The sequence below is a fragment of the Bifidobacterium callimiconis genome, from assembly GCF_003952005.1.
In the GTDB taxonomy this organism is placed as follows: Bacteria; Actinomycetota; Actinomycetes; order Actinomycetales; family Bifidobacteriaceae; genus Galliscardovia; species Galliscardovia callimiconis.
Map to the genome: position 1 here is coordinate 32,290 of NZ_QXGJ01000004.1, position 24,413 is coordinate 56,702.

The following is a 24,413-nucleotide window of genomic DNA, read 5'->3' on the forward strand; positions in this document are numbered from 1 at the left end:
GATTCCTAGCGACGCGAGAACGCGCCGAACTGTGCGAGCTGGGCGCGGGCGTCGAGCGCGTTGGTGAACACGAAGGACCGGAATCCCGACTCCTTGGCGCCGCGCACGTTCCACATCTTGTCGTCGATGAACACGGACCGGCCCGGATCGATGCCGAACCGTTCCGCGGCCAGCTCGTAGATGCGATGATCCGGCTTCTTCAACCGTTCAGTGGACGAAACAACCACGTCACGCAGCAGCCGCAGCGACGGATACTTCGCCGTCGCATAATCCACGGCATCCTGCGTGAAGTTCGTCAATCCCCACACCGGCACGCCGCGCCGCGCCAGATCGTTCAGCAGCGTATCCATGCCGGTGATCATGCCGCGGAACGCCTGCTCACGATGCGCGTAATACACGTCGAACATGCGCTCGCAATCCTCGCCGCGATGATGCGCACGGTAGTCGGCCGCCGCCTCCGCCGGATCGAGTCCGATGTCGAGCAGACCGTCATAGTGCCACATGCCGTACGGCGCGTCCTCGTCGTAGAAGTCCCGCCACGCGTCAACGCCGAACTCCCCGGCCAGCAGATCATACGTACCGCTTTTGGGATCCCAGTTGAGCAGCACGTCGCAGAAGTCGAACACGACGTTGAGATCGCCGCGTGAATCATGATTGTTCCCATTCATATCGGCGACACTATCACGCGCTGTCATGTCAGGCCGGAACTAGACTGGTCCTATGAGACAAAGTCTGGTCGATCTGTACACGTGGAAACCGCAGGTGGTGGCCGCGCTGCATGACGCGTTCGGCGACCGACTGCGGTACGTCGGACTGCAGGGCAGCTATCTGCGTGGCGAGGCCAGACCGGACAGCGGCATCGATCTGCTGATCATTCTCAACGACATGGATATCAACGATCTCAGAACACTACGTCGTGTGATTCGCGATCTGCCGTACGGCGAGCGCGTGGTGATGTTCGCGTCCGGCCGCCGTCAGCTGGTGCACTGGCCGATGCACGAGCTGTTTCAGTTCGCACAGGGCACGGAGACGTGGTTCGGGAATCTGAGGAGCAGTCTGCCGGATCTGGAGCCGCGTGACACCGTGCTGGGTGCGCAGGCCAGTCTGGCGAGCCTGTATCATCTGACGAACAACGCGTTTCTGCGACATGACGACGATCTGGAGTCCTGCGTGGAGTCGTTGCACGCCGCGTACAAGCATTTCTTCTTCTCTCTGCAGATCGTCGAGTATCTGAGGACCGGCCGGTTTATGCCCACCAAGAACGATCTGCTGGAGGTGTGCGTGCGGGATGGGCATGACGATGAGGCGCGGATGATGGAACTGAGCATCGACGACAATGCGATCCGCACGACCATCGCCGGGCGTGGCATCGACGAGCCGTACCGGTGGCTGTTGGATTGGGTGGGACGATCGATGCGTCTGTTGGGCTGAAGGTCAAACTGAGAATGCCGAACTGAGGGTGGCAGAGTGCGATCGGTCAGTGTGCGTTCAGTGCACGATCGGCTGATATGCAAAGGGCTCCTTGGCCAAAGCCAAGGAGCCCAATCGCGGACAGAACGAGATTCGAACTCGTGGTGGCTTGCGCCACAACGGTTTTCAAGACCGTCTCTTTAGACCGCTCAGACATCTGTCCACGGAATTCACGCGCCGGCGTTCCCGACACGCAAAAGCACGCGAACCATCATAATGCAAACCGGCCGGTTCGCCAAACCGCGGCCTTCGCGTTCCCGTCCCTTTCTGTCTTGGTGTGATCACACTAGGGACTTTCCATAGTGTGAACCTTGGTGTAACCACACTAGGCCCGGTACCTTCCCTTAGTGTGATCACACTAGGGGGAACGAGCGTGAATTCACTTGGTCTTGTCGGCCTCGCGACGCTTGAGATCGACGTTGAGCCACACGGCGGTGAGATAGGCGAGCACGGCGAAGATGGCGCCGAACGGGCCGAGCCAGCGCATGCCCACGTGGTCGGTCACCAGGCCGCCGACGGCCGAGCCCAACGCGATGCCGATGTTGAACGACATGGAGTTGAACGACGACGCGAGGTTCAGCGAGCCGGGGTGGGTCGCGGCGGCCACGTCCATGTACAGGATCTGCGACGACGTGTTCTGCAGGTACATGAGGAAGCCGAGCACGAGCAGCACCGCGCATCCGATGAGCGGGTTGAGCACGGCGAACGGCAGCGCCACCATGAACACCGCCTGGATCAGGTAGATCGGACGGCCCTTGACCAGCGGCACCACGCCACGGCCGCGGTCGCCCAGCTTGCCGCCGTACAGGTTGCTGCCGAGGCATGCCAAACCGTATGCGGCGAGCGCGAACGAGATGTACTGCTCGGGAATGCCGATCTCCTGTTCGAGGATCGGGGTGAGATACGTGTAGAACACATAGGTAGAGGCGGCGGCGAACACGACGGCGAGGATGCCACCCCAGATGCGCTTTTCGGTGAAGATGAAGAACTGGGCGAGGAAGCGCGACTTCGGACCGTAGTGGTTCTTCGGCAGTACGACGCACATGAGCACGATCAGTGCCACGGTGAGCAGGTTGATCACGTGGAACGACCAGCGCCAGCCGAACATGTTGGCGATGGTGGTGCCGATCGGCACGCCGAACACGGATGCGATGGAGAATCCGGAGAACACCCAGGCCACGAATTTGGTGCGGTTCTTCGGCGTGGCCACGTCGTCGGCGAACGTCATGGACACGGCCACGGTGGTGCCGGAGATCAGCGCGATCACGATTCGCGCGGCCACGAGCATGCCGTAGCCGACGGCGAACGCGCACATGAGGTTGCCGATCAGGAACACGACGGCGAGGAACAGCAGGGTGCGGAACCGTTCGAACCGGGAGCTGATCGAGGCGCCGATCGGCGTGGCCGGCGCGTAGACGAACGCGAACAGCGAGACGAGTCCACCCACGGTGGTCAGGGACACGTTCAGGCCTTCGGCGATGTCCGGCAGAATGCCGACGATGATGAATTCGCTCATGCCGAGCATGAAGCTCATGGCGACCAGTGAGATCACCGGCAGGGTGAAGAACCGGTCGTCACGCAGGGAGGGGCGGCCAGCGGAGGCGGCGGACTCCACCGCGGCCTTGGAGGATTCGCTTTTGACGTTCTTCTGGCTGGCGCTGATCTGCTCCTGCGTCATCGTTGATCTCTTCCTTGCGGAGCCCCATGACGGGGATGATTGTTTACGGAACGAGAAAAAAATAACGCCGTCATCCGACAATCGTCGCGTTTCAACACGCTAACGATTACGACGGAGACAGCGTTTGCGCAGCGACGGCCCCGATCGTCAGAACATCCATGCGTGCCTACGAAAAAGCCTCCCTCGGATGAGGGAGGCTGCATGTCATATGACTATGACGTGACTATGGCCTGTTCCGACTGGTCGGATCAGGCCTCCCAAGTGGTGGGCTCGATGACCTCGCGGCCGCCCATGTACGGACGCATGGCGGTCGGGATCACGATGGAGCCGTCCTTCTGCTGATGGTTCTCGAGGATCGCCACGAGCCAGCGGGTGGTGGCCAGCGTGCCGTTGAGCGTGCTGACGGAACGGGTGGAGCCGTCCTCGGTGCGCTCGCGGATGTTGAGGCGGCGGGCCTGGTACTCGGTGCAGTTCGAGGTGGAGGTCAGCTCGCGGTAGCGGCCCTGCGTCGGCACCCAAGCCTCGCAGTCGAACTTGCGGGCGGCGGAGGAGCCAAGATCGCCGGCGGCGGTGTCGATGATGCGGTACGGGATCTCCATCTTGCCGAGCATCTGCTGCTCCATGCCGAGCAGGAACTGGTGCTGGTCGCGGGAGTCCTCCTGCTTGCAGTACACGAACATCTCCACCTTGTTGAACTGGTGCACGCGGATGATGCCCATGGTGTCCTTGCCGGCGGCACCGGCCTCACGACGGTAGCAGGAGCTCCAGCCGCAGTAGCGCAGCGGGCCGTTCTCCAGGTTCAGGATCTCGTTCTCGTGCATGCCGGCGAGCGCCACTTCGGAGGTGCCGACCAGGTAGTCGTCGTCGGGCTCGCGCAGACGGTAGATCTCGTCGGAGTGCGCGTTGAGGAAGCCGGTGCCGGCCATGATCTCGGGGCGCACGAGCGTCGGGGTGATGGTGGTGATGAAGCCGTTCTGCTCGGCCTGGTCCACGGCCATGGTGAGCATGGCGATCTCCATGCGGGCCACGGCTCCGCGCAGGAAGTAGAAGCGGGATCCGGAGACCTTCACGCCGCGACGCATGTCGATGCCGGCCACGCCCACACCGAGGTCGAGGTGGTTCTTCGGCTCGAAGCCCTCGGCGGCGAAGTCACGAGGGGTGCCGATCTTCTTGACGACCACGTAGTCGTCCTCGCCACCTTCGGGGGCTTCCGGCTCCACCACGTTGGACAGCTTCCACATGGCGGTGGTGTATTCCTCGGCGGCCTTGTCGGCTTCGGACTTGTATTCGGAGACCTTGTTGGCCAGTTCCTTGGTCTCGGCGATGATGGCGGCCTTCTGATCGGCCGGGGCGGAGGCGACCTTCTTGCCCATGGCCTTCTGCTCGGCGCGGGCGGCCTCGAATTCCTTCAGTGCTTCACGACGGGCGGCGTCGGAGCGCAGCACCTCGTCCACGAGTTCCACGGATTCGCCACGCTTGCGCTGCGATTCCTTGACAACGTCGGCGTGTTCACGGATGAATTGAATATCAAGCATATGGCTTACGTTAACGCCCACATGAGACACTGCCGGCAACGGTCTTTCGTTGATTTTTCCGATGGTTTTTGTGCGGAAAACGAAGAAATCCGCGAGCCGTTGCACCCTTGAACAGGGGATGGATAACACAATGGAAAGTATGTTGTCATCGTTGTCTCCAGTCTGGATCGTGCTCATCGCGATCGCCGTGGTCGCCGTCGTGGGCGTCGCCGTTTTCCTCGCCGTTCAGGCGTACCGCAAGCACCGGCTGGCGACGGCCATCGTGCAGCGTGACAAGGCGCCCGTGCACTACGCGTTCATTCTCAACCCGTCCAAGCCCGGCGCCGAGGAGGTCAAGGGGCAGATCCTCGCGTTCTTCGAGTCGCATCATCTTGCCGAGCCGATGATCGTGGAGACGCAGCTTGACAAGGACGGACGCGACTGCGCCAGGGAGGCCATGGAGCGTGGCGCCGACGCGATCGTCGCCGTAGGCGGCGACGGCACGGTGCGCACGGCGGCGAGTGCGGTGGCGGGTTCGGATCGTCCGTTCGGCATCGTGCCGATCGGCACCGGCAATCTGTTCGCCCGTAACATGGGCATTCCGATCGGCGATGTCGACGCGGCGCTCACCGTGGCCACATCGCACGGATCGCGCAAGGTCGACATGGGTCGTCTGGCGTTGCTGGATTCCGACGAGCCGGAGCGCAAGCACGCGTTCCTGATCATCGCCGGCATCGGTTTTGACGCGGCGATGATCGACGACACCGATCCGGCGCTGAAGAAGAACATCAGCTGGCTGGCGTACTTCGTCGGCGGCGTGAAGAACCTGTTCACGCCGCGCTATCACGGCGATGTGACGATCATCGGCACGGATGGCAAGGAGCAGACGTCGAAGAACATCTCGTTCCGCACGTTCATGGCCGGCAACTGCGGTCAGATTCCGGGATTCTCGCTCATGCCGGAGGCCGCGTACGACGATGGCATCCTTGACTTCGAACTGATCGACACGACCGGCGGCCTGATCGGCTGGGCGAACCTGTTCGGCGACGTGGTGCATCAGACGATCACCCGCAAGGCGGAACAGAATCCGCTGTCGACGAATTCGTCGGTGGACCAGACGCAGGGCGTGCGCGCACGCATCCGTTTGGAGAAGCCCGCGTTAGCCGAGGTGGACGGCGATATTCTCGGCAAGACCTCGCTGATCGAGTTCACCGTGGAGCATCGTGCGCTGTGCGTGCGCGTGCCGGAGGTGCCGGCGACCATGCCGGACGCGACGGGGGTGATGGAGCCGGTGAAGGTGCCGGTCTCTTCCGAGGCCGCCGAAGAGGAGGAGATGAAGGCAGCGCCGGCTGACGCTGAGCAGCCCGGGGCGTCACCGGAACGGCAGCCTTCCAAGGACTGATCTCCCCCGTTGACGCGTGATAAGGCGTGCTACGACACCGTACGGCACTCTGGACAGACGAGGAAGACCGTCAAGGCGACAAACGTACGCCGTTACTTGGAACTTCCGCTGACGCGGGCGATATGGAGTGCCAGATACGCGGTTTCGTCCTGCGTCAGGCCGGCGCCGAACCGCATTTCAAGTACCGAGGCGATATGCCGGGCACATTGGAGAGCCTGCGGGTAGGACTGTTCGATGGCGTGAATGACGGGCGCCGGTTCGTCGTTGAGCTGGCTGTTCTGGCGGATGCGGACGAAGAGATAGCGTATGTGGGTGATGAATCGGCTGACGTTGATGGAATACTCGTCCAACGTAATGCCGTATTCGCCTTCAATGATGTTGAGCATCTGCCGAAGCACGCCGGTCATCGTAAACGTGTTGGACAGGTCGCCGGTGGCGAATCCGGCGTTGACGAGGTGCAGGGCCAACGCGACGCTCTCGTTGGGAGCGAGCGTGTTGTTCAGCTTGTGGTTCAGGGCTTTAAGCAGCGCCTGTCCCTGCTCGTATTCATGCCTATACAGCGAGCGCACCTCTTCGCCCAGCGGATAGGACACTGCGGGAATGCCGTTCTTGGCCCGACGCAATGCGCCGCAGACATGATCGGCGAGCGCCATGACAAGCGTGGGCTTTTGCACGGCCTCGTCGCCCAGACCGATCTCGTCCATGGCTTCGGAGACCAGCTTGATGATTTCCGGTGGGATGTCGCCCAGGATCTGGGCCATGCGGTCGGGGTCGCGTCCGTCCGCAGAAACGAACACGCGCGCGACCTTGGACTCGTCCACTGTCATGCCGGACTTGGCCTTGAATCCAAGACCCCTTCCGGTGAGGATGACTTCGCGGTTCCCGTCCTTGGCCAATATGACGTTGTTGTTGAAGACCCGAAGTATCTCCATGACACCCCCTTATACGATTCGGTGCGCCGTCATCGCCGGCCAGGTCTTCGGCAGACCGGTTCCGGAGATGGCGACGCACCGAATCAATATCTCGTTCTCTCGATCACTTCTCGATGGCGAGAACCACATCACCCGACTTGGCATCCATGCCCGTCTTCGGGTTCACGGAGGCAAGCGCCATGGTGTTGGGCACCGTTATCAGGGTGATCGTGTTGTAGCCCGCTTTCTTCACCTTATCAAAGTCAACGGTCACGAGTGTGTCACCGGCGTTGACGCGCTGGCCCTTGGCGACCTTCACGTCGAATCCGTCACCGTTCATCTTGACCGTATCGATGCCGACGTGCACCAGCACTTCGACACCGTCATCGGTCCTGATGCCGAATGCGTGACCGGTTTCGGCCACGGTCTGCAGCACGCCGGAGACCGGTGCCTTGACTTCGGAATCGGTCGGCTGGATGGCGACTCCTTCACCGAGGGCGCGGGATGCGAACACCGGATCGCCGGAGTCGTCGAGGGAGACCACGTGGCCGGAGACCGGGGCAAGCACCTCGGTGGTCGGAGCGGCAGCGGCGGCCGGGGCGGAAGCCTTCTCGGTGGCCGGCGCGGGAGCCGTGGCGACGCTCGCGGCCTTGCCACCGTTCGCCTTGGCGGCGACCTCGGCGGCTTCGGCGGCGACGCGGGCCTTCACTTCGGCCTTCTGTTCCGGAGTGCGGTAGTCAAGGAAGATGATGAGCAGCATCGACGTGACGAATGCGGCGGCGATGGAGATCGCGTAGACCCACATCTGGTTGAACACCGGGATGGTAAGCAGGGAGGTGAAGGCGAACGTGGTGGTGGTCACGCCGTGAACGCCGGTGGAGGACGGGAACAGCCAGCCCATGACGGCGATCACGACACCGCCGACGCCACAGCCGACCAGCATACGGGAGTAGATGAGCTTGTAACGCAGGTGGATACCGTAAAGGCTCGGCTCGGAAACACCACCGAGCAGGCCGGCGGCGAGGGCGCCGATGGAGGTCTGACGCATCTGGGTGTCCTTATCACGGATGGAGAGGAACAGCACACCGGCAGTCGCACCGAAGCAGGCGAAGTTCCACGTACCCATCGGGCCCTGGATGAAGTCGTAGCCGAGCGTCTGGATGTTCATAAGCATCAGGGCGTTGAGCGGCCAGTGCAGACCCAGCGGCACGAGGAACGGGTAGAGCAGCGGGATGGCGATGGCGAAGATAAACGGCGCGTGGGAGTTCATCCAGGACAGGGCTACGCCGACGCCGTTACCGGCCCAGACGCCGATCGGGCCGATGATGAAGGCGGTCAGGGCGCCGACGATGATCATCGAGAAGAACGGCAGGAAGACCAGCTGGACGCTTTCGGGGATGATCTTCTTGAGACCGTGGTACACGAGTGCGAGCACGGCGACCATGAGCAGCGGTACGAACACCTGTCCGGAATAGTCGGACATCTGCATCGGCAGACCGAACACGGTGGTGGTGCACTGCTTGTTGCCCATCACCTCGACGCACTTGACGGCGTCGCCCCACTGCTTGGGGTCCTGCAGAGTGGTCATAAACTGCGGGGTCATGAGCATGGCCATGATCGAACCGCCCAGCCAAGGATCAACCTTGAGCTTCTTGGATGCGTTGTACGCGATCATGATCGGCAGGAAGTAGAACACGCCCTTCCAGATGGCCTGAATGAACACGAGGCCGGTGGTAGCGGTGTCGCTTTCGACGATCTTCAGGGAGATGGCCAGGTTGACGAGCGCGATGATGATGGATGCACCAAGCAGCACGCCCAGGATCGGACGGAAGGAGTCGGCCAGATATTCGAAGAAGCTATCAAGCCAAGCGACCTTGCCACGCACGCCCTTCTTGCGTTCCGCCGCCTTGAGTTCGGCGTTGGTCATCTCGCCGTCATTGTCCGGCACGGTGCCCTTGCCGAGTCCGGCCATTGCGGGCAGGTGCATGATGTCGTCGTACACGGAGGCCACCTGACCGCCGATGACGACCTGATAACGGTCTCCCGACTGGGGTACGACGCCCAGCACAAGCTTGTTCTTATCGAGGGCGTCGGCGTTGACCTTGCCGGCGTCGTTCAGTTCGAAACGCAGTCGCGTGGCGCAGTGTGTCAGCGACTTGATATTGGCAACACCACCAACATTGGTGATGATCGCCTGAACATCGTCCTGATGCGACATCAGTTTTCTCCATTTCCTTCATTTCCACATGTGCAGTTCTTCGCCGGATCTTCAATGACCCAAACACGAGAAAGGCTTGGAACAGGCAGCGGAGGTGCAAGTGAATACGCCTGCGACTCCGCCACACATACCAGGTCTTGCCTCGAAATCTTGAGTAGCAACCCTGCTAAGGAAACTGTCGGCTGACAATATAGCATGAAATTATTCGCTTAACCAAATGTTATTGGAATAACTTTCAGCCTGCGGTCGCGAGACCCATAGCCGTTCCTCTCCATTCGCGACGACACGCAGGCGACACGCCGCGCCCATGCCGCCGACCACATTCCGGCACATCACGGAACCGAACCTCCCCGGCCGAGCCCACGCCCCGCCGTACAATGGTGTCATGGTTGCTAAAAATGCGGGACTTCCCGCCACCCCAGAAGATCTGATCAACGTCGATGAGGTCATCGGCAAGTACTATGACCTCGTCCCCGACCCCTCGGTGCCCGAGCAGCGCGTGTCGTTCGGCACGTCCGGCCACCGTGGTTCCAGCCTGAAGACCTCGTTCAACGAGGCCCATATCGTCGCCATCTCGCAGGCGATCGCCGAATTCCGTAAGAAGGACGGCGTCACCGGTCCGCTGTACATCGGCCGTGACACGCACGCCCTGTCGGAGCCGGCGTGGAAGACCGCCATCGAGGTGCTCGTCGCCAACGGCGTGCGCGTGCGCATCGATTCGCGCGACGACTTCACCCCCACCCCCGTGGTCTCCCAGGCCATTCTGACGCACAACCGTGCGGCCGACGGCACCCAGCGTTTCAGTGGTGACGATCTGGCCGACGGCATCGTGGTCACCCCGTCGCACAACCCGCCCACCGACGGCGGCTTCAAGTACGATCCGCCGACCGGCGGCCCGGCCCCGGCCGAGACCACCAACGCGATCGCCGCCCGCGCGAACGAACTGCTCGGCGACTACAAGTCCGTCAAGCGCGTGCCGTTCGAGCAGGCCGTCAAGTCCGATCTGGTGGAGCGCTTCGACTTCCGCGATCACTACGTGTCCGATCTGGGCAACGTGATCGACTTCGACGTGATCCGCAACAGCGGCGTGCGTCTGGGCATCGACCCGCTGGGCGGCGCCTCCGTGAACTACTGGCCGCTCATGAACGAGAAGTTCGGCCTGTCGATCGACGTGGTTCGCCCCGAGGTCGACCCGACCTGGCGCTTCATGACCATCGACCACGACGGCAAGATCCGCATGGACCCCTCCTCCACGTACGCGATGAAGGGTCTGGTCGACGAACTCAACGCCGGTGCATGGGACAAGTACGATCTCGTCGGCGGCACCGACCCGGATGCCGACCGTCACGGCATCGTCTGCCCGAACTGGGGCGTGATGAACCCGAACCACTACATCGCCGTGGTCGTCGAATACCTGTTCGGCGGCAACCGCCCCGACTGGCCGAAGGGCGCCGGTATCGGCAAGACGCTGGTGAGCTCCTCGCTGATCGACCGCGTGGCCGCCTCCATCGGCGCCAAGCTCGTCGAGGTGCCGGTGGGCTTCAAGTGGTTCGTCGACCCGCTGTTCAAGGGCGAGGTTGCGTTCGGCGGCGAGGAGAGCTCCGGCATGAGCTTCCTGCGTCGCGACGGCCGCGTGTGGACCACCGACAAGGACGGTCTGATCCCCGACCTGCTGGCCGCCGAGATCACCGCCAAGACCGGCAAGAACCCGGCCCAGCTGCATCAGGAGCAGGTGGAGCGCTTCGGCGAGAGCTGGTACAAGCGCATCGACACGCCCACCACGCTCGAGCAGAAGCAGAAGTTCGCCACGCTGTCCGGCAGCGACGTGACCGCCACGCAGCTGGCCGGCGAGGACATCACCGCCAAGCTGACCGAGGCTCCGGGCAACGGCGCCAAGATCGGCGGCCTGAAGGTGACGACCAAGGACAACTGGTTCGCCGCCCGCCCGTCCGGCACCGAGAACATCTACAAGGTGTACGCCGAGTCCTTCGTCTCCCCCGAGGCGCTGGACAAGGTGCTCGACGAGGCCGGCGCCGTGGTCGACAAGGCGCTGAGCGAGTAGTCGCATAGCAATCGCCAAATAACACAAGATAGGGGTCTGGTATCGCAGTGCGGTTCACTGTGATACCAGACCCCTTTCGTATGTGTTCGTACTCGCTCCACCACCGTCGAGTCCGCGAACGGTCGTCTACGATTACGAACCGTCACCGTCCGGCAAGCAGACGATCAAGCGCGTCGGACGGATCGAGTCCCAGACGGCGACGAATGAGCCACCCGCAGCCCAACGGCAGCGCAGTCGCGGCGGCAACGCCGGCCGATCCTGCGGCAATGGTCCGCGCATTGTCCTCGATCAGTGACTCCGTACTCGCAGACGACGCGGCGGCGGAATCCGAATCAGACGACGAATCACCGGACCCGTCGGCGACCTTAGCTGCGGTGTCGGCGTCGTGATTCCGCTGCGTATCGCCCTGCGACGTACTGGCCTTCGGCGCCGCGGCGGCCTTGCCCGACGATGTTCCCGCCAAGCCCGACGCGGTTCCCGACGTCGTGGAGGTCGTCGTATCCGTCGAGCCAGACGTTGAACCAGACGACGTTGTATCGGAATTCGACGTCGATCCGCCGGCCGCGTTCGACGTTGTGGCAGACGACGTACCTCCCGTGGATGGTGTGGACGCGGGCGATTCCTCGGGCACGTCCACCGTGTATGACGAATCGAACTGTACGGACATCGGCAACGTGATCTTGGCGAAGTCGCGCGTACTGCCGGCCGTGTACCAGTAGGCGGATTGCCCGGTCTCCAATTGGAAGTCGACAAACGACTGCGGGAACGACCCCCAGTATTCGGCGTTGCCGTCGTCCTTGGCCGCCTGGCCTCCATGATCGCCGCTCGCGGTGACGGCGACGCCCAGATATTCCGGTGTGACGGTGAAGCCGTGATCCGAATCGGCCTGACTGAGGTCGACGCCCGTGATGTCGGCCACGTGAATGGTGCGCGGCGACAATTCGACCCATTTGCTCGCGTCGCTCATCGACGATCCATAGCCGGACGCGGTGGCGGTCAGTGCGCCGATGCCGTTCGCGTCGAGCGTGAGCGTGGGATCGGTAACACTCCAGTAGGTCATGCCACCGTAGTAGGCGACGGTCCACGAGCCCTTCCATGAAATCGTGATGGAACCGTCCGCGGCCATGATGCCGGAACCGTTGGTGACCACCACCTGCGATTCGGTGTTGATCGATCGCCCGTCGGCGCGTTTGCCCATGGTGACGGCGTCGCCGCCGCGGGTAAGGCACCGACTGTCCCATGATGCGTTCACCCATCGGCCTGACGAATCCGGTTTCTCAATGCTGACGTTGCCGTCCGTGGATTTATAGAGCTCCTGCGTCCAGACCTTGGCCGAACCGGTGTTGCCGGCCTTGCCCGCGGACAGGAAGTTACAGCCGCCGTAGTAGGCCGCCGAATTCGTTTCGTCGTTCATTCCCCATCGCAGGGTGACGTTCGTATACGTGGCGAGGGGGTCGGTCCCGGTACCGGTATCGTCCTTACCGGTGCCGTCATTCCCATCCTCCGACGTGTTTCCCCTGTCGGAGGCCTCCCCGCCGCCGGTCGCAGTTCCTCCGGTCACGGCTCCTCCGGTCACAGTGTCCGAAGTTCGCGTGGCCGCGAACGCCGGCGCCATGAAGGCGACCGATCCGGCGCAGACCGCCATGACCGTGGACAGCGCGCACACGGTTTTCAACATGGTTCGTCTGATGCTCATCAGGACTCCTTCCCGGCCAACGTAACCGCGTCACCCGTCGCAACTGTGCCGTTCGCCGCAACCATGCCGTTCGCCGCCGGGGCGGAGTCGGCACGCGGAGCGCGCAGTCCGCCACCGGGCACGAATACGGAAGGTCGAGAATCGGCATCGTGCCTCTCCGATTCCGCGGCCGATCCCGCCGACGCCGATGTCGATTCAGCCATCGCCTGCGCCTTGTCGGCACGTTCCCGCTCCTTGATCAGCCGCTCGTGCAGTTTCCGCCGATGTCGTTCCGTTCGGATCTCCTCACGGGCGCGCACCGCGGCCGCCCGACGCTCACGACGGGCCACCTCCCTGTCCAATGCCGCCGGTGAGATGCCAAGCAACAGCGCCTTGACCGCCAGATATCCGCCGACGCCCGCAGCCAGCACGATGATCGACAGTCCCAGAATGATCGCCGCGGCCACGATCAGCCAGCCGGCCACACCCCACGTCGGAATGGTCATTATCATATCGTCGTTCCCCTTGCTCGTTGTCGTGGAATCCGCGGTCGACGCCGCGGCACGTGTCGTCTTCGCGGCGTTCTCGGTGCCGTTTTCGGTATCGGTATTGTCGTTGGTGTTCTGCGTATTCGCATCGGCGGTCTGTTCGGCAGCGTCGTCGGCCGATTGCTGATCGGACTGATTCGCCGTGGAATCCGTGGCGACGACGCCCGTGTTCGTCTGTCCGTCATTCGACTGCCGCGCCGACGATGATGTGTCGAACGACATCGGTGTGAACGTCTCGTTGGTGGCGTTGGCCACGCCGTGCGCGCCGATCGTGATGATGCCGCACTGCACGGTCGTGCAGTCGACGTTCACCGGATTGTTCGACCGATCGACGCTCGTGAACTTCGCGCCGGGCACCGTGATCGCGGCATGCCACGTGCCGTCGGACGCGAGTTGCCCGCCGTTGGCCGCCGACGCCGTGGGGTCGCCTGGGAACGCGACGAATACGTCATATCCCGTCGGATTGTTCTCGTCGTCGGGCACGTATCGGTAGGTTTCGCCGGTCATGCCGCCTTTTGACGGCTTCCATGAGTCCCCGTTCGGATCGCTGACCCAGCCGAACAGCACATAGATGCCGCCAAACCCGCCCTGAACCGACTGGAATCCGCTGCCAGACAGGTTCACCGTGGTCGCCGCGTCCGTATGCAGTGTGCCTCCCTGAACCGAAACCGACACCGTGGCGCCGGCGGCCCGCGCGGGAACCGGAGCCACCGCACCAACCGCGATCAGCGAACCCAATACGGACAGTACCGCAATCACCATGCCGGTCAATCGCATCGGCAGACCGTTTCCTCGTATCACCCTCATCGACATCATCCCTCACCCGTTCCGTTGCTCATGTCATCCGCCGTGCTGCCACCCGAACCATCCACAGCGTCGGCATCACCCACGCCGACACCGCACCGGCCATACACGTTGCGCGCCACCACCGGCCGCCCGGGCACGATGATCAGCCCGCCGTCCGGATGCCGCAGCACGTCGATCGGGCACTGGTACACGTCGCTCAGCAGCCGCGGTGTCAGTACCTCTTCCGGCGTGCCCAGCGCGCGCAGACGCCCGCGCTCCAACAGCGCCACACGATCCGCCCACGCGGCAGCCGCATCCAGCGCATGCACGATCACCACCACCGCGCAGCCGGCCGCCGCATACTCGCGCCCCACACGCATCAGCATCTCCTGATGCTTCACATCCATGGCCGCGGTCGGCTCGTCCAGCAACAGGATCGGCGCGGTCTGGGCCAACACGCGGGAGAATGCGGCACGACCGCGCTCGCCGCCGGACAGCGACGCGTACACGCGGTCGGCGAGCGCCGTCACCTCGGTCGTGGCCATAGCATCGTCGACGATCACGTCGTCGTTCATCTCCTGCGCCGTGCCCTCCCACGGAGCGCGGCCCATGCGCACGATGTCGCGCACGGAGAACGGGAACGTCACGTCCACGGACTGCAGCAGCACCGATCGGCGCATGGCCAGCTCCGTGGAATCCCATACGCCAGAGGGCTTGCCGAACAGGGAGATCTCACCGTCGGTGAGCGGTACGTCACCGGTGATGGCGTTGAGCAGCGTCGATTTCCCGGCGCCGTTCGGCCCGACGAGCGCCAGCAGTTCGCCGGCACGCACGTCGAGGTCCACGCCCTGCAGCACGGCGCGCTCGCCGATGCTCACGCTCACGTTCGACAGTTCCAGCACGCAGTCGCCCGGCTTGGGCATATCGGGCGCAAGATGATCCGTACGCCACGGCAGTGAAAGAGTCATGGTCATGCCCAGCCTCCCGACTTGGAGCGACTGCGTCGCAGCAGCCAGAAGAAGAACGGTCCGCCGACCAACGACGTGAGCATGCCTATCGGCAGGTCGGCGAATGCGATGGTCGTGCGTGCGGCGAAGTCGGCGATCGTCAGCAGCAGCGCGCCGCCCAATGCGGATGCGGGCAACAGCGTGCGATGGCCCGGTCCGAGGATCATGCGCAGCAGGTGCGGCACCACGAGTCCGACGAACGAGATGATGCCGGCGAATGCCACGGCCGACGACACGAGCAGCGCCACGGCCAGCATGGCGACGAACCGCAGTCGTTCCACGTTCACACCGAGGTGACGGGCGGAGCGTTCGCCCAACGACAGCAGGTCGAGTCGGCGGGCCAGTGTCTGCACGATGATCATGCCGATCACGCACATGGGTGCCACGAGCGCTACCTGCTGCCAGCGGCTGCCGTTGAACGAGCCCATCTGCCAGAACACGATCTGGTCGCGCGCGCTGGTCGGCGCGGCGAACGTGAAGAACGCGATGAGTGCGCCGGCGATGGCGTTCACGGCCACGCCGGTGAGGATCAGCGTGACGATCTCGGTACGGCCGCCGCGGCGTGCCAGCAGGTACACGGCCACCGTGGTGCCCAGTCCGCAGACGAACGCGAGGAACGGTGTGGTGAACGATCCGAGGAACGTCCAGCCCATGAGAATCGAGCAGCTGGCGCCCACGGCCGCGCCCGACGATACGCCGACGGTACCCGGTTCGGCCAGCGGATTGCCGAATACGCCCTGCATCACCGCACCGGCCACGCCGAGCGCCGCGCCGACGACGACGGCCATGGCGATGCGCGGGAACCGCACGTTCCACAGCGCCTCGTTGCCGAACGCGCGGGACGGTCCGTCGATCCAGTGGATGCCGATTTTGTTGAGCACCGATCCGATCACCTGATCGAAGGGAATGACGAGCTGACCGAGCGACGCGGAAACGACGATCATGACGAGCAATGCCACGGTCATGATGAGGAACACGACGGCCGTTCGACCCATGCGCGGTTTGGCGGCGAGATCGAGGGCCGCGGCGTTGGCGCGGAGACGAGCGGTACGGTCGTAGCGGGACTGGTCGCTACCGAACTGGTCACGACCGGCACGGACGCGACTGGTGCGGACATGAACGGACTGGTCATGACCGGCACGACCGAGCGTATCCTGTCTGGACTGATCGTTTTCATATCCGGCCCGACCGGACTGACCAGACCGAGTATTGTGACCGGTCCTGTCGGTTCGTCGTAGTCGTCGTGTCGTCGCTGCGCTCATTGCGCATCCTCCTGATTCGTGGTCTCGGACTGCGTGGCTTCCGTTTGCGTGTCCGAAGGCTGGTACGCGAGGTCCGGCACGTACACGGCGGTGGCGAGCGCGGCCAGCACCTGCGCGGTCTGCGGTCCGAAGCTCATGATCTCGTAGTCGCTCATGTCCACCACCCGTCGATGCTCGCCGGCGGGGGTCTCCTTGATGCCGGGCAGGTCAAGCATGCCGTCCACGCCGCCGGCGGACTGCACGCCGAGCGTCATGGCGAGGATCACGTCGGGCGCGGCCTTGATCAGCGCTTCGGCGTTGGTCGGGGACATGCCGGTGAAGCCGACTTCCTTGGCCACATCCACGCCGCCGATCGACTGGATGAGCGAGTCCGCGCCCGACCCTTCGCCGAACCAGTAGTAGATCGACGTGCCGCGGACGTAGAGGAACACGATGCGCGGTTTGCGTTCGGTGTTCGTGGGAACGAATCGTTCATTGATCGCCGCGATGGTCTGATCGATCTCGCTGTTCGTGCGGTCGACGAGCTGCTTGCCGAGGTCGCTCACGCCCAGCGCGTCGGCCACGGCCTGGATCTGTGTGCCGACGCCGCTGACACCTTGATCGCTGACGAGCGGAACGAATACGACAGGGACGCCCGACTGGCGCAGCTGCAACTGCACGTCGTATGGACCGATGCTCGTATCGGTGATGATGACGGTGGGCGACAGCGCCATGATCGCCTCGGCGTTGAGATCCATGCCGTTGGCGGTCACCTTGGGTAGTTTGTCCATGCCAGACGAGCCGGTGGCGGTATCGCGACCGACGAGATTGCAGCCGAAGCCGAGCGCATAGACCGCGGCAGCGAGTCCGCCGTTCTGGTTGAGGGCGAGGATGCGCGTGGTGTCGGTGACGGTCTGTTCGGGCCCGTCCGCGCTGGTGACGGTGGCGGGCAATGTCTGGTGTTCAAATGGCGCGTTGCTGATCGGGATGATCTGATCCGACTTGGTGTACGCGGTGGTTGGCCCTTCGATGGTGCGCGGATTGCCGAGTTTGGCTGCGGTGACGTCGGGCAGTTTCGGCGGGTTCGGTTCAGTGGACGCGTTCGGCACGGTGCATGATTCGAGGCTCGCCTCGCTGATGGTGCCGATGTTGGCGCAACCGGCCACGGACAGCAGGCATGCGACTGCGATCACCGACGACAGCAGCACGCGGATGCCGCGTCGAAGATCGTGGCTCATATGTCCGATGTTCATGGATTGATTTCCTCTTCCTCAGAACGTGTTGTGAGGGCGTTCTCCCTCCAGCCATTCAGGAGTTCTCCCTCCAGGGGAGGGAGATGTCACGACAACCGTCGTGACAGAGGGAGGGATCCAACACCCGAAACCCCGATGCTCATCATCCCTCCCTCAGCCCGCCTACGGCGGCCAGCTCCCTCCCACGGAGGGAGCACGGGGCCAGGATTCCCCGAACCCAGACCCCTCCCACAACAAAACGGTGCAGGCGTTCTCCCTCCAAAGGACTCATTGCGAGTTCTCCCTCCCAGGGAGGGAGATGTCACGGCATGCCGTGACAGAGGGAGGGATCCAGCACCCGGAACCCCGATGCTCCTCACCCCTCCCTCAGCCCGCCTACGGAGGCCGGCTCCCTCCCACGGAGGGAGCACGGGACGGGACTATGCCGTCAGTCGCGGCTCATGCGGCGGCGAGCGGCGAGCGCAATGCCCGCGCCGGCGACCAGCACGATGGCGGCGCCGAACACGCCCAGCACGGCGGAGCCGGTCTTGCTCAGCGTGGCGGTCTTCTTGGCAGTGTTGCTGGCAGCAGTGCCGTTCGCGGCGTTGGTGTTCGTCGAAGCGGACGAGCCCGTGCCGTTGTCGGCAGCCGTGGAGCCGTTCGAGTCGGAGTTGCCATTGTCGGTACCGGTCGAGCCGTTGCCGTTGTCGGCAGAACCATTGCCGTCGCTATCGTTGCCACCGTCGGTGGCCGGCGCGGTCACAGTCACCGGCATCGAGGCGGACACTGCGGCGCCGTCGATGGTGGCTTTGATGGTCACGGTCACGGCACCGGACTTGAGCGCGGTCACGGTGGCCTTGTCGCCGGTCTTGGCGGCGGTCACCTTGACCACGGCGGCGTCGGAGGACTCCCATGCGACGGTCACGTCGTCGGTGTTCTCGCCGGCGATCACGGCGTTGACGGTCGCCTTGCCGTCCACGTCGAGCTTGAGCTCGGTGATGGCCTTGCCGTCGGCGTCGGCGAACGTCAGCTTCGGCGCGATCGGGGCGGGGGCCACGGCGGCGTCGGACTGTCCGGCGGCGCTGGTGCCCTTGGCGTTCTTGGCGGTCACGGACGCGGTGTATTCGGTAGCCGGGTCCAGCTTGGCGAAGGCATGCTGGAACGTGTTGGCATCCACGTCGGCGGTCAGGGCCGCGGCCTTGACCTTGGCGGCGGAAGCGTCCTTCGGGGTGAGAGTCACGGTGTAGCCAGTAATCGCGGAACCGCCGTTGTCCTCGGGCTTCTCCCAGCTGACGAGCAGCTCGTGGACGGCACCCTGCTTCACGGTCACGGCGCGCGGGGCGGACGGCTTGGTGGCCTCGGTGGGGGTCACGGCGGCGGAGGCGGCGGACGGAGCCGACGCACCGGCCTCGTTCTTCGCGACGACGGTCGCCGTGTAGGAGACGCCCTTGGCGGTCAGACCGTCGAACGTGGCGGAGGTGGCGTCGGCGGCCACGTCACGCGTGATCGGGGCGCCGGTGGACGGCGTGAGGGTCACGGTGTAGCCGGTGATCGCGGAACCACCGTCGGACGGCGCCTTCCACTCCACCTTCACGGAACCTGCGGCCGGCACGGAGGCGGTGGGCTTGGCCGGGGCGTCCGGCACCTGAGCCTGGGCCTTGAGCGCGATGGGCTTGGCGGTGTCGAGACGACGGTCGGTCAGGGACAGGCCGTGCGCGGCGGTGGTGCCCACCACGTAGTTCTTGCCGTACTGGAACGTGTCGGCGGGAATCGTCACGGTGGTGGTGAACTCGCCGTTCTTGATGTCGGCGGCCTTGATCCAGGCGGCCTTGACGAAGTCCTTGGCGCTGGACGGGTTCTGTCCGGCGTTCCACACGTCAGTGTCGGCGACCACCACGTAGGCGCCGTAGAACGCGGCGCCGCCGGTGAAGCCGGTGCCCTTCACGGTGAACGTGGTCTCCTTGGACGGGTCGATGTGGGTGGTCGGGGTCACGGTGATGGCCGGGGTGGAGGTCGGGTCGGCGTTCGGCGTCACGGCGGCGGAGGCCGGGGACGCGGCGGACGCGCCGACCTCGTTCTTGGCGACCACGCTGGCGGTGTACGACACGGCCGGCGCGGTGAGCTTGCCGAACATGGCGGAGGTGGCGTCGGCGGCCACGTCCTGCGTAATTGGGTCGCCGGTGGACGGGGTGAGGGTCACGGTGTAGCCGGTGATCGCGGAACCGCCGTCGGACGGCGCTTTCCACTCAACCTTCACCTGGTACGGGTCGGCCATGGTGCCGGCCACGGTCGCGGTCGGCTTGGCCGGAGCCGCGGGCGCGGTGGCTTCGGGTTCGACCGCTTTGGCGGTGTAAGCCACGGTGATTTCGGCGGGAGTCTTGCGGGCATCCCCCGAACCGCCGGACGCATACCAGTAGGCACCGGAGCCGGTCTGCGACACGAAGTCGACGAACGCCTTCGGCCAGCTCTTGGCCACGGTGCCCTGACCATCAACGTCGATCTCGTTGAAGTCGGGGGTGACGATCGTGCCGTCGTCCTTCACATCCACGTTGGACAGCGTGGCGATCTCCACGTTCTGCCGTTCGGTGAGTACGGAGAACTTGCTGGTGTCGTTCATGTCGGTGCCCCAGCCGCCGAGCGTGGCGGTCACGGTTCCCTTGCCGTCGGCCACGGTGAGCTTGAGATCCTTGGCATACCACTGGTTGAGGCCGGAGTAGTAGACGACGGTAAAGGCGCCGGTCCAGGAGATTTCGGCGTTGTCGTTCTCGGCGTCGATGGTACCGGTGCCGTGGCTCAGCTTGACGCGGTTGCCGCTGGATTCACCGGTGGCGGAGTAGGCGGCGGGCAGGTCCTTGCCGTCCGGCGTGGTCTTGAGTCCGGCCCAGGTGGCGGCTTTGTACGTGCCGTCGGACTGCTTCTTTTCGATGGTGACGTTACCGTCGGACTGCTTCCATTCGCCTTCCGTTACAGAATCCTCGGCGGAGGTCTTGTCGACGATGCCAGCGCTCAGGAAGTTGAAGGTGCCCGGCGCGTATGCGCGCCAGTTGGTTTCCTTGTTGAGGCCCCACGCGAACGTGGCGTCGTCCACGGTCTTTTCGGTCGATGCTGCGGCGGAGGCCACCGGTACGATCAGACCGGCACCCATCGTGGCCGCTGCGACCACGGATGCGAGCGCCGCGGCTCGTTTCCTGCTGTTGAAGAACACTGGTGTTCCTTTCGTCTCATTCCCCAGTGCCCGCTTTCGGAAACGGGTGTTCCGTGTCGGGCGGGCATCGGCGCCAGCGTTCCGACAGGACGATCCCGGCATGCATCAACCATCGACCCGTCGTCGGCCGTCACCGACTTCGTGTTTTTTCGTTTCGGCCATCGGCGTGCACCATTGTGGGGCACGGCCGTTGGTCCAAGCGTCGGTTCAGTCGTCGGCTGGTGCCGTCGGCTCGGTCGACCGCGATGATCGTGACGATCCTGCGGGATGTTCCAACACTGCATGTCTCACGACCGTCGCCTCGACTGCTCAACGTGTGTATGACAGGCTCGGTTCGTGAAGAACATCCGCACGATACGACGAGAAATTTCCCATTCTCAAGTCTTGATTTCCCCAGCCGGTTCCCGTAGTCGCGCGCGCGATATCAAGAATCATTCCCAAAATCAATACCTGTGATAAGCCTCACATTTGCAGGATCCCCAGCCATCCCCATCCCGATATCCATGTGCCCATCCACCGTTCCGGGGTTAATTACGTTCCATCACGATCGCCGAGCACAACGGACCCCTTAAGTACGTTCCGTCTCTATTCCATGACGGAACGTACTCGTATGCTCCTTCCCGATTACGTTTCGTCAAGGACTCACAGCGAAACGTACTCCAAGATCGATCCGCGATTACGTTTCGCTTACGACCGACAACGCATCGTAATCAAACACCTATTCCGGAGTACGTTTTGGTCCGGGAACGTAGCGAAACGTACTTCAAAGTCCCCTTTTGATTACGTTCCGCTCATAATCGGAAACACACCGTATCCGAATCCGGAATCACGATCGTGCCCGTCCTAGATCCAAAGCACGAAATCCACAACCACTTATCCAAGAACCTCTACAGATCGTTGCAATTGCAACGAAAATCCTCATTCGACCACATTGCTCCCAAACCCTTGTCACACGCCCGCCACCCCGTTAGCGTTCCAAGTATGAGAACACACATACCCACCGAACGTCTCCTTGACGAAGCCGAACGCAGCCATCGTTGCGCCATCGGCGGCACTGATGCACAACGCCGAGCATTACTACGTCGTCGTAAGGCCGGAATACTGATTTCCCCATACCGTAATCTCTACGCCCGTGCCGAGTACTGGAGCTCATTGACACCTCCGCAACAACATATTCATACCGCTCGCGCTCTGTCCATCGTCTACCCGCATTGGATTTTCGCCGGACTGACGGCAGCCTGTGCATACGGTCTTGACCATTCGCACTCGCTGCACGCCGACATGACGATCACCATCGCCAGCACGAGTCCGGACATGCCCCGCCAGAATCCACGTCTGCGTCGCATTCGGATGAAGGATACCTCCCACCGACAAATCGCCGGCCTTCCCGTCACCGATATCCATCGCACGCTCATCGATTGCGCGACACTGTTTCCTTTTGCCAGCGCACTGCCGATGTTCGATTCCGCGGCACGCAAAGGGGTGTCGCTGACAGGTCTCCCCGATCGCTGCCGCGCGCTTGGCATCGACAGCGCGAACGTCACGGCGCTTTGCACGTATGCGGATCCGTTGAGCGAGAACGGCGGTGAGTCGTTCGCCCGCGCGACGATCATCCAGCTGGGGTTCGTCGTGCCGCGACTGCAGAGACCGTTCGTGAACCCCGCGAATCCGAACGCACCGCTGCGCGCGGATTTCACATGGGAACTGCCTGGCGACATCATCATCGTTGCCGAGTTCGACGGCATGGGCAAGTACGTGATGACCGACACGAAACGCAGCAGCATCCAAGCGAAGGTGCACGCCGAACGCGAGCGCGAGGATCAGCTGAAATCGCAGGGCGTGACCACGATCGTCCGGTTCGAGTTCGAGGATCTCACCCATTCGGAACGGCTGGAGCGCAAACTGCTGCAGGCGGGCGTGCCGAAACGTCGGTGAGTGGCGGCGATCTCGCAGTCGCACGGAACGTCGTTGCTGCGGGTCTGTCCGAAATCTCATACAAACCCGCAGCGAACGTATCTCCTCACTGCGGGTCCGTCATGCTTGTACGACAAACCCGCAGCGGAGCTTTGCGCTCACTGCAGGTTCGGCACGACCAAATGACAAACCCGCAGTGAACCGCTTCACCAGATGCGGGTTTGCAGCACGATCCATACGAACCCGCAGCGAAGACGCACCAACCCCGCCAAAAAGTATGACACAGGACCGTCGGCTAAGGTGGAACGCATGACGATTACGGTTTCTACAGACGGCAGCGCGCTGGGCAATCCGAACGGACCGATGGGATGGGCGTGGGCTGATCACGAGGCGCACGCGGGCGGACGACCCGGCCATGAGCATGGCGGCGACTGTGATGCGGGCGGCGCCACGAACGGCACGAATCAGATCGGCGAACTATGTGCGGTGCTTGAGGTGCTGCGCGCGCATCCCGGTGACGAGCCACTGGTGATCGAAACGGATTCACAGTACGCGATCAACTGCTCCACCAAGTGGGTGCACGGTTGGAAGCGTAACGGTTGGAGGAACTCGCAGAAGAAGCCGGTGAAGAACGCGGCCGTGATCAAGGCGATCGACGTGGAGATTTCGAAGCGTCCTGGTTCGGTGAAGTTCGTGTGGGTGAAGGGTCACGCAGGCAACGCCGGCAACGAGAAGGTGGACGAGTTGGCGCGCACGTACGCGGAGGACTGCCGGTCCGGCGCGCGCGACGGCTACCTGCCCAAGGAGGGTTGGGAGTCACTGCTGGCGTCAGAGTATTCCAAGGGCACGGATGTGCCGGCCGACGCGCAGATGCTCATGGACGGGCAGATCACGGCGGCGGAATATCATCTCGGTCACGGTGAGGATACCGGCGGTGTGACGGAGGGGGGTGCAACCGGTGCAATGACCGACGATCGCAGAAACGGGCACGGTGCGGATTCGCTGGCACAGCGTCTCGCTGGCAGGGAGGGTGTACCGGAACTGGCTGATTTTTCGTCGGATTCGTCGACATCTGCACCGGGTTCGATCACAAAGTCGGCTGGTTCGACGAACGCCAATACGAGTAGCGGACCACGAACCGGACGAATCGGTGACACGGACGGTGGTACAAACCGTTTCGATGGCGCATCCACCAGCGCGAATCGGCGTGACAGCGACGGAAGTGGGAACGAAGGCAATGCCCACGCGGCACAGATGCAATCCGTCGCCACGTCGAATACGACCGCCCAGCAGGCGGCAACGTCGAGCACGATATCCGCCCGACAGACGGCACCGACCACCGATCAGACGCCGCGCCGCGCGACCGGAACCGGCGGACTGCACGCGTCGGGCCGGGTGCGGATCACGCCGCCACCGTCGAGCAGTCCGTCGTTCTCCGGCGGCACGATCACGATCAGCGGCACGATCACGTTCACCGGCATCGTGGACGCCGACGGCTACATGCAGCTCGACGGCGATGTGACGATCATGCCTCGCCGCTGAGCCGATAT

At 63.5% G+C, this 24,413-nt stretch carries 16 protein-coding genes and 1 tRNA gene; 5 read left to right on the forward strand and 12 right to left on the reverse strand.

Annotation, left to right across the window (positions count from 1 at the left end; genetic code table 11):
- Window positions 1-5: 5 nt before the first annotated feature.
- A complete protein-coding gene (locus D2E23_RS04835; protein ID WP_164520684.1) occupies window positions 6-668 on the reverse strand; it encodes an HAD-IA family hydrolase in 663 nt (220 codons plus the stop codon).
- A gap of 52 nt (window positions 669-720) precedes the next feature.
- Between D2E23_RS04835 and D2E23_RS04840 the strand changes: the two genes are divergently transcribed.
- Window positions 721-1,431 (forward strand): nucleotidyltransferase domain-containing protein, encoded by a 711-nt coding sequence (locus D2E23_RS04840; RefSeq protein WP_126029873.1) that lies wholly within the window; start codon window positions 721-723, stop codon window positions 1,429-1,431.
- 117 nt (window positions 1,432-1,548) lie between these two features.
- On the opposite strand, the gene D2E23_RS04845 is transcribed toward D2E23_RS04840, so the two are convergent.
- The 3 genes from D2E23_RS04845 to serS form a co-directional block, all read right to left on the reverse strand.
- Window positions 1,549-1,633, reverse strand: a tRNA-Ser gene (locus D2E23_RS04845).
- A 216-nt stretch (window positions 1,634-1,849) separates the two neighbouring features.
- Window positions 1,850-3,004, reverse strand: coding sequence for an MFS transporter (locus D2E23_RS04850; protein ID WP_338142179.1), 1,155 nt, complete (start codon window positions 3,002-3,004; stop codon window positions 1,850-1,852).
- Between the two features lie 392 nt (window positions 3,005-3,396).
- Window positions 3,397-4,683, reverse strand: coding sequence for a serine--tRNA ligase (gene serS, locus D2E23_RS04855; RefSeq protein ID WP_126029875.1), 1,287 nt, complete (start codon window positions 4,681-4,683; stop codon window positions 3,397-3,399).
- Between the two features lie 139 nt (window positions 4,684-4,822).
- Between serS and D2E23_RS04860 the strand changes: the two genes are divergently transcribed.
- Window positions 4,823-6,064 carry a diacylglycerol/lipid kinase family protein gene (locus D2E23_RS04860; protein ID WP_126030007.1) on the forward strand — a complete coding sequence of 414 codons (1,242 nt, stop codon included), beginning with the start codon at window positions 4,823-4,825 and terminating at the stop codon, window positions 6,062-6,064.
- Between the two features lie 92 nt (window positions 6,065-6,156).
- Here the strand turns inward: D2E23_RS04860 and D2E23_RS04865 are convergent, their stop codons facing one another.
- A complete protein-coding gene (locus D2E23_RS04865; RefSeq protein ID WP_126029876.1) occupies window positions 6,157-6,996 on the reverse strand; it encodes a PRD domain-containing protein in 840 nt (279 codons plus the stop codon).
- A 103-nt stretch (window positions 6,997-7,099) separates the two neighbouring features.
- Window positions 7,100-9,193 carry a glucose PTS transporter subunit IIA gene (locus tag D2E23_RS04870; protein ID WP_126029877.1) on the reverse strand — a complete coding sequence of 698 codons (2,094 nt, stop codon included), beginning with the start codon at window positions 9,191-9,193 and terminating at the stop codon, window positions 7,100-7,102.
- Window positions 9,194-9,578: 385 nt separating this feature from the next.
- Between D2E23_RS04870 and pgm the strand changes: the two genes are divergently transcribed.
- Window positions 9,579-11,255 carry a phosphoglucomutase (alpha-D-glucose-1,6-bisphosphate-dependent) gene (gene pgm, locus D2E23_RS04875; protein WP_126029878.1) on the forward strand — a complete coding sequence of 559 codons (1,677 nt, stop codon included), beginning with the start codon at window positions 9,579-9,581 and terminating at the stop codon, window positions 11,253-11,255.
- 142 nt (window positions 11,256-11,397) lie between these two features.
- Here the strand turns inward: pgm and D2E23_RS04880 are convergent, their stop codons facing one another.
- From D2E23_RS04880 to D2E23_RS04905, 6 genes are all read right to left on the reverse strand, one after another.
- Window positions 11,398-12,951, reverse strand: a complete 1,554-nt coding sequence (locus D2E23_RS04880; RefSeq protein ID WP_126029879.1) for a hypothetical protein — start codon at window positions 12,949-12,951, stop codon at window positions 11,398-11,400.
- The gene (locus tag D2E23_RS04885; RefSeq protein ID WP_126029880.1) at window positions 12,951-14,294 is read right to left on the reverse strand and encodes a hypothetical protein; all 1,344 of its coding nucleotides are present in this window, start codon (window positions 14,292-14,294) and stop codon (window positions 12,951-12,953) included. Before D2E23_RS04885 ends, D2E23_RS04880 begins: the two co-directional genes overlap by 1 nt.
- The gene (locus tag D2E23_RS04890; RefSeq protein WP_206431997.1) at window positions 14,291-15,238 is read right to left on the reverse strand and encodes a heme ABC transporter ATP-binding protein; all 948 of its coding nucleotides are present in this window, start codon (window positions 15,236-15,238) and stop codon (window positions 14,291-14,293) included. The genes D2E23_RS04885 and D2E23_RS04890 overlap by 4 nt, the downstream gene beginning before the upstream one ends.
- On the reverse strand, window positions 15,235-16,533 hold the full coding sequence (locus D2E23_RS04895; RefSeq protein ID WP_206431998.1) for a FecCD family ABC transporter permease: 1,299 nt from the start codon (window positions 16,531-16,533) through the stop codon (window positions 15,235-15,237). The genes D2E23_RS04890 and D2E23_RS04895 overlap by 4 nt, the downstream gene beginning before the upstream one ends.
- Window positions 16,530-17,765: a heme/hemin ABC transporter substrate-binding protein gene (locus tag D2E23_RS04900; RefSeq protein WP_206431999.1), complete on the reverse strand. Its 1,236-nt coding sequence runs from the start codon at window positions 17,763-17,765 to the stop codon at window positions 16,530-16,532. Before D2E23_RS04900 ends, D2E23_RS04895 begins: the two co-directional genes overlap by 4 nt.
- A 427-nt stretch (window positions 17,766-18,192) precedes the next feature.
- Window positions 18,193-20,949 carry a fibronectin type III domain-containing protein gene (locus D2E23_RS04905; RefSeq protein ID WP_164520685.1) on the reverse strand — a complete coding sequence of 919 codons (2,757 nt, stop codon included), beginning with the start codon at window positions 20,947-20,949 and terminating at the stop codon, window positions 18,193-18,195.
- Between the two features lie 834 nt (window positions 20,950-21,783).
- On the opposite strand from D2E23_RS04905, the gene D2E23_RS04910 reads away from it, so the two are divergent.
- On the forward strand, window positions 21,784-22,884 hold the full coding sequence (locus D2E23_RS04910) for a hypothetical protein (RefSeq protein WP_241227219.1): 1,101 nt from the start codon (window positions 21,784-21,786) through the stop codon (window positions 22,882-22,884).
- A 288-nt stretch (window positions 22,885-23,172) separates the two neighbouring features.
- Window positions 23,173-24,405 carry a ribonuclease H family protein gene (locus tag D2E23_RS04915; protein WP_126029883.1) on the forward strand — a complete coding sequence of 411 codons (1,233 nt, stop codon included), beginning with the start codon at window positions 23,173-23,175 and terminating at the stop codon, window positions 24,403-24,405.
- The last annotated feature ends 8 nt before the right edge of the window (window positions 24,406-24,413 follow it).

Coding starts and splice junctions, on each gene's coding strand:
- D2E23_RS04840 (WP_126029873.1), top strand. CDS start 721: ATGAGACAAAGTCTGGTCGATCTGTACACGTGGAAACCGCAGGTGGTG.
- D2E23_RS04895 (WP_206431998.1), bottom strand. CDS start 16,533: ATGAGCGCAGCGACGACACGACGACTACGACGAACCGACAGGACCGGT.
- serS (WP_126029875.1), bottom strand. CDS start 4,683: ATGCTTGATATTCAATTCATCCGTGAACACGCCGACGTTGTCAAGGAA.
- D2E23_RS04860 (WP_126030007.1), top strand. CDS start 4,823: ATGTTGTCATCGTTGTCTCCAGTCTGGATCGTGCTCATCGCGATCGCC.
- D2E23_RS04890 (WP_206431997.1), bottom strand. CDS start 15,238: ATGACCATGACTCTTTCACTGCCGTGGCGTACGGATCATCTTGCGCCC.
- pgm (WP_126029878.1), top strand. CDS start 9,579: ATGGTTGCTAAAAATGCGGGACTTCCCGCCACCCCAGAAGATCTGATC.
- D2E23_RS04870 (WP_126029877.1), bottom strand. CDS start 9,193: ATGTCGCATCAGGACGATGTTCAGGCGATCATCACCAATGTTGGTGGT.
- D2E23_RS04865 (WP_126029876.1), bottom strand. CDS start 6,996: ATGGAGATACTTCGGGTCTTCAACAACAACGTCATATTGGCCAAGGAC.
- D2E23_RS04900 (WP_206431999.1), bottom strand. CDS start 17,765: ATGAACATCGGACATATGAGCCACGATCTTCGACGCGGCATCCGCGTG.
- D2E23_RS04915 (WP_126029883.1), top strand. CDS start 23,173: ATGACGATTACGGTTTCTACAGACGGCAGCGCGCTGGGCAATCCGAAC.
- D2E23_RS04850 (WP_338142179.1), bottom strand. CDS start 3,004: ATGAGCTTCATGCTCGGCATGAGCGAATTCATCATCGTCGGCATTCTG.
- D2E23_RS04880 (WP_126029879.1), bottom strand. CDS start 12,951: ATGAGCATCAGACGAACCATGTTGAAAACCGTGTGCGCGCTGTCCACG.
- D2E23_RS04835 (WP_164520684.1), bottom strand. CDS start 668: ATGAATGGGAACAATCATGATTCACGCGGCGATCTCAACGTCGTGTTC.
- D2E23_RS04885 (WP_126029880.1), bottom strand. CDS start 14,294: ATGATGTCGATGAGGGTGATACGAGGAAACGGTCTGCCGATGCGATTG.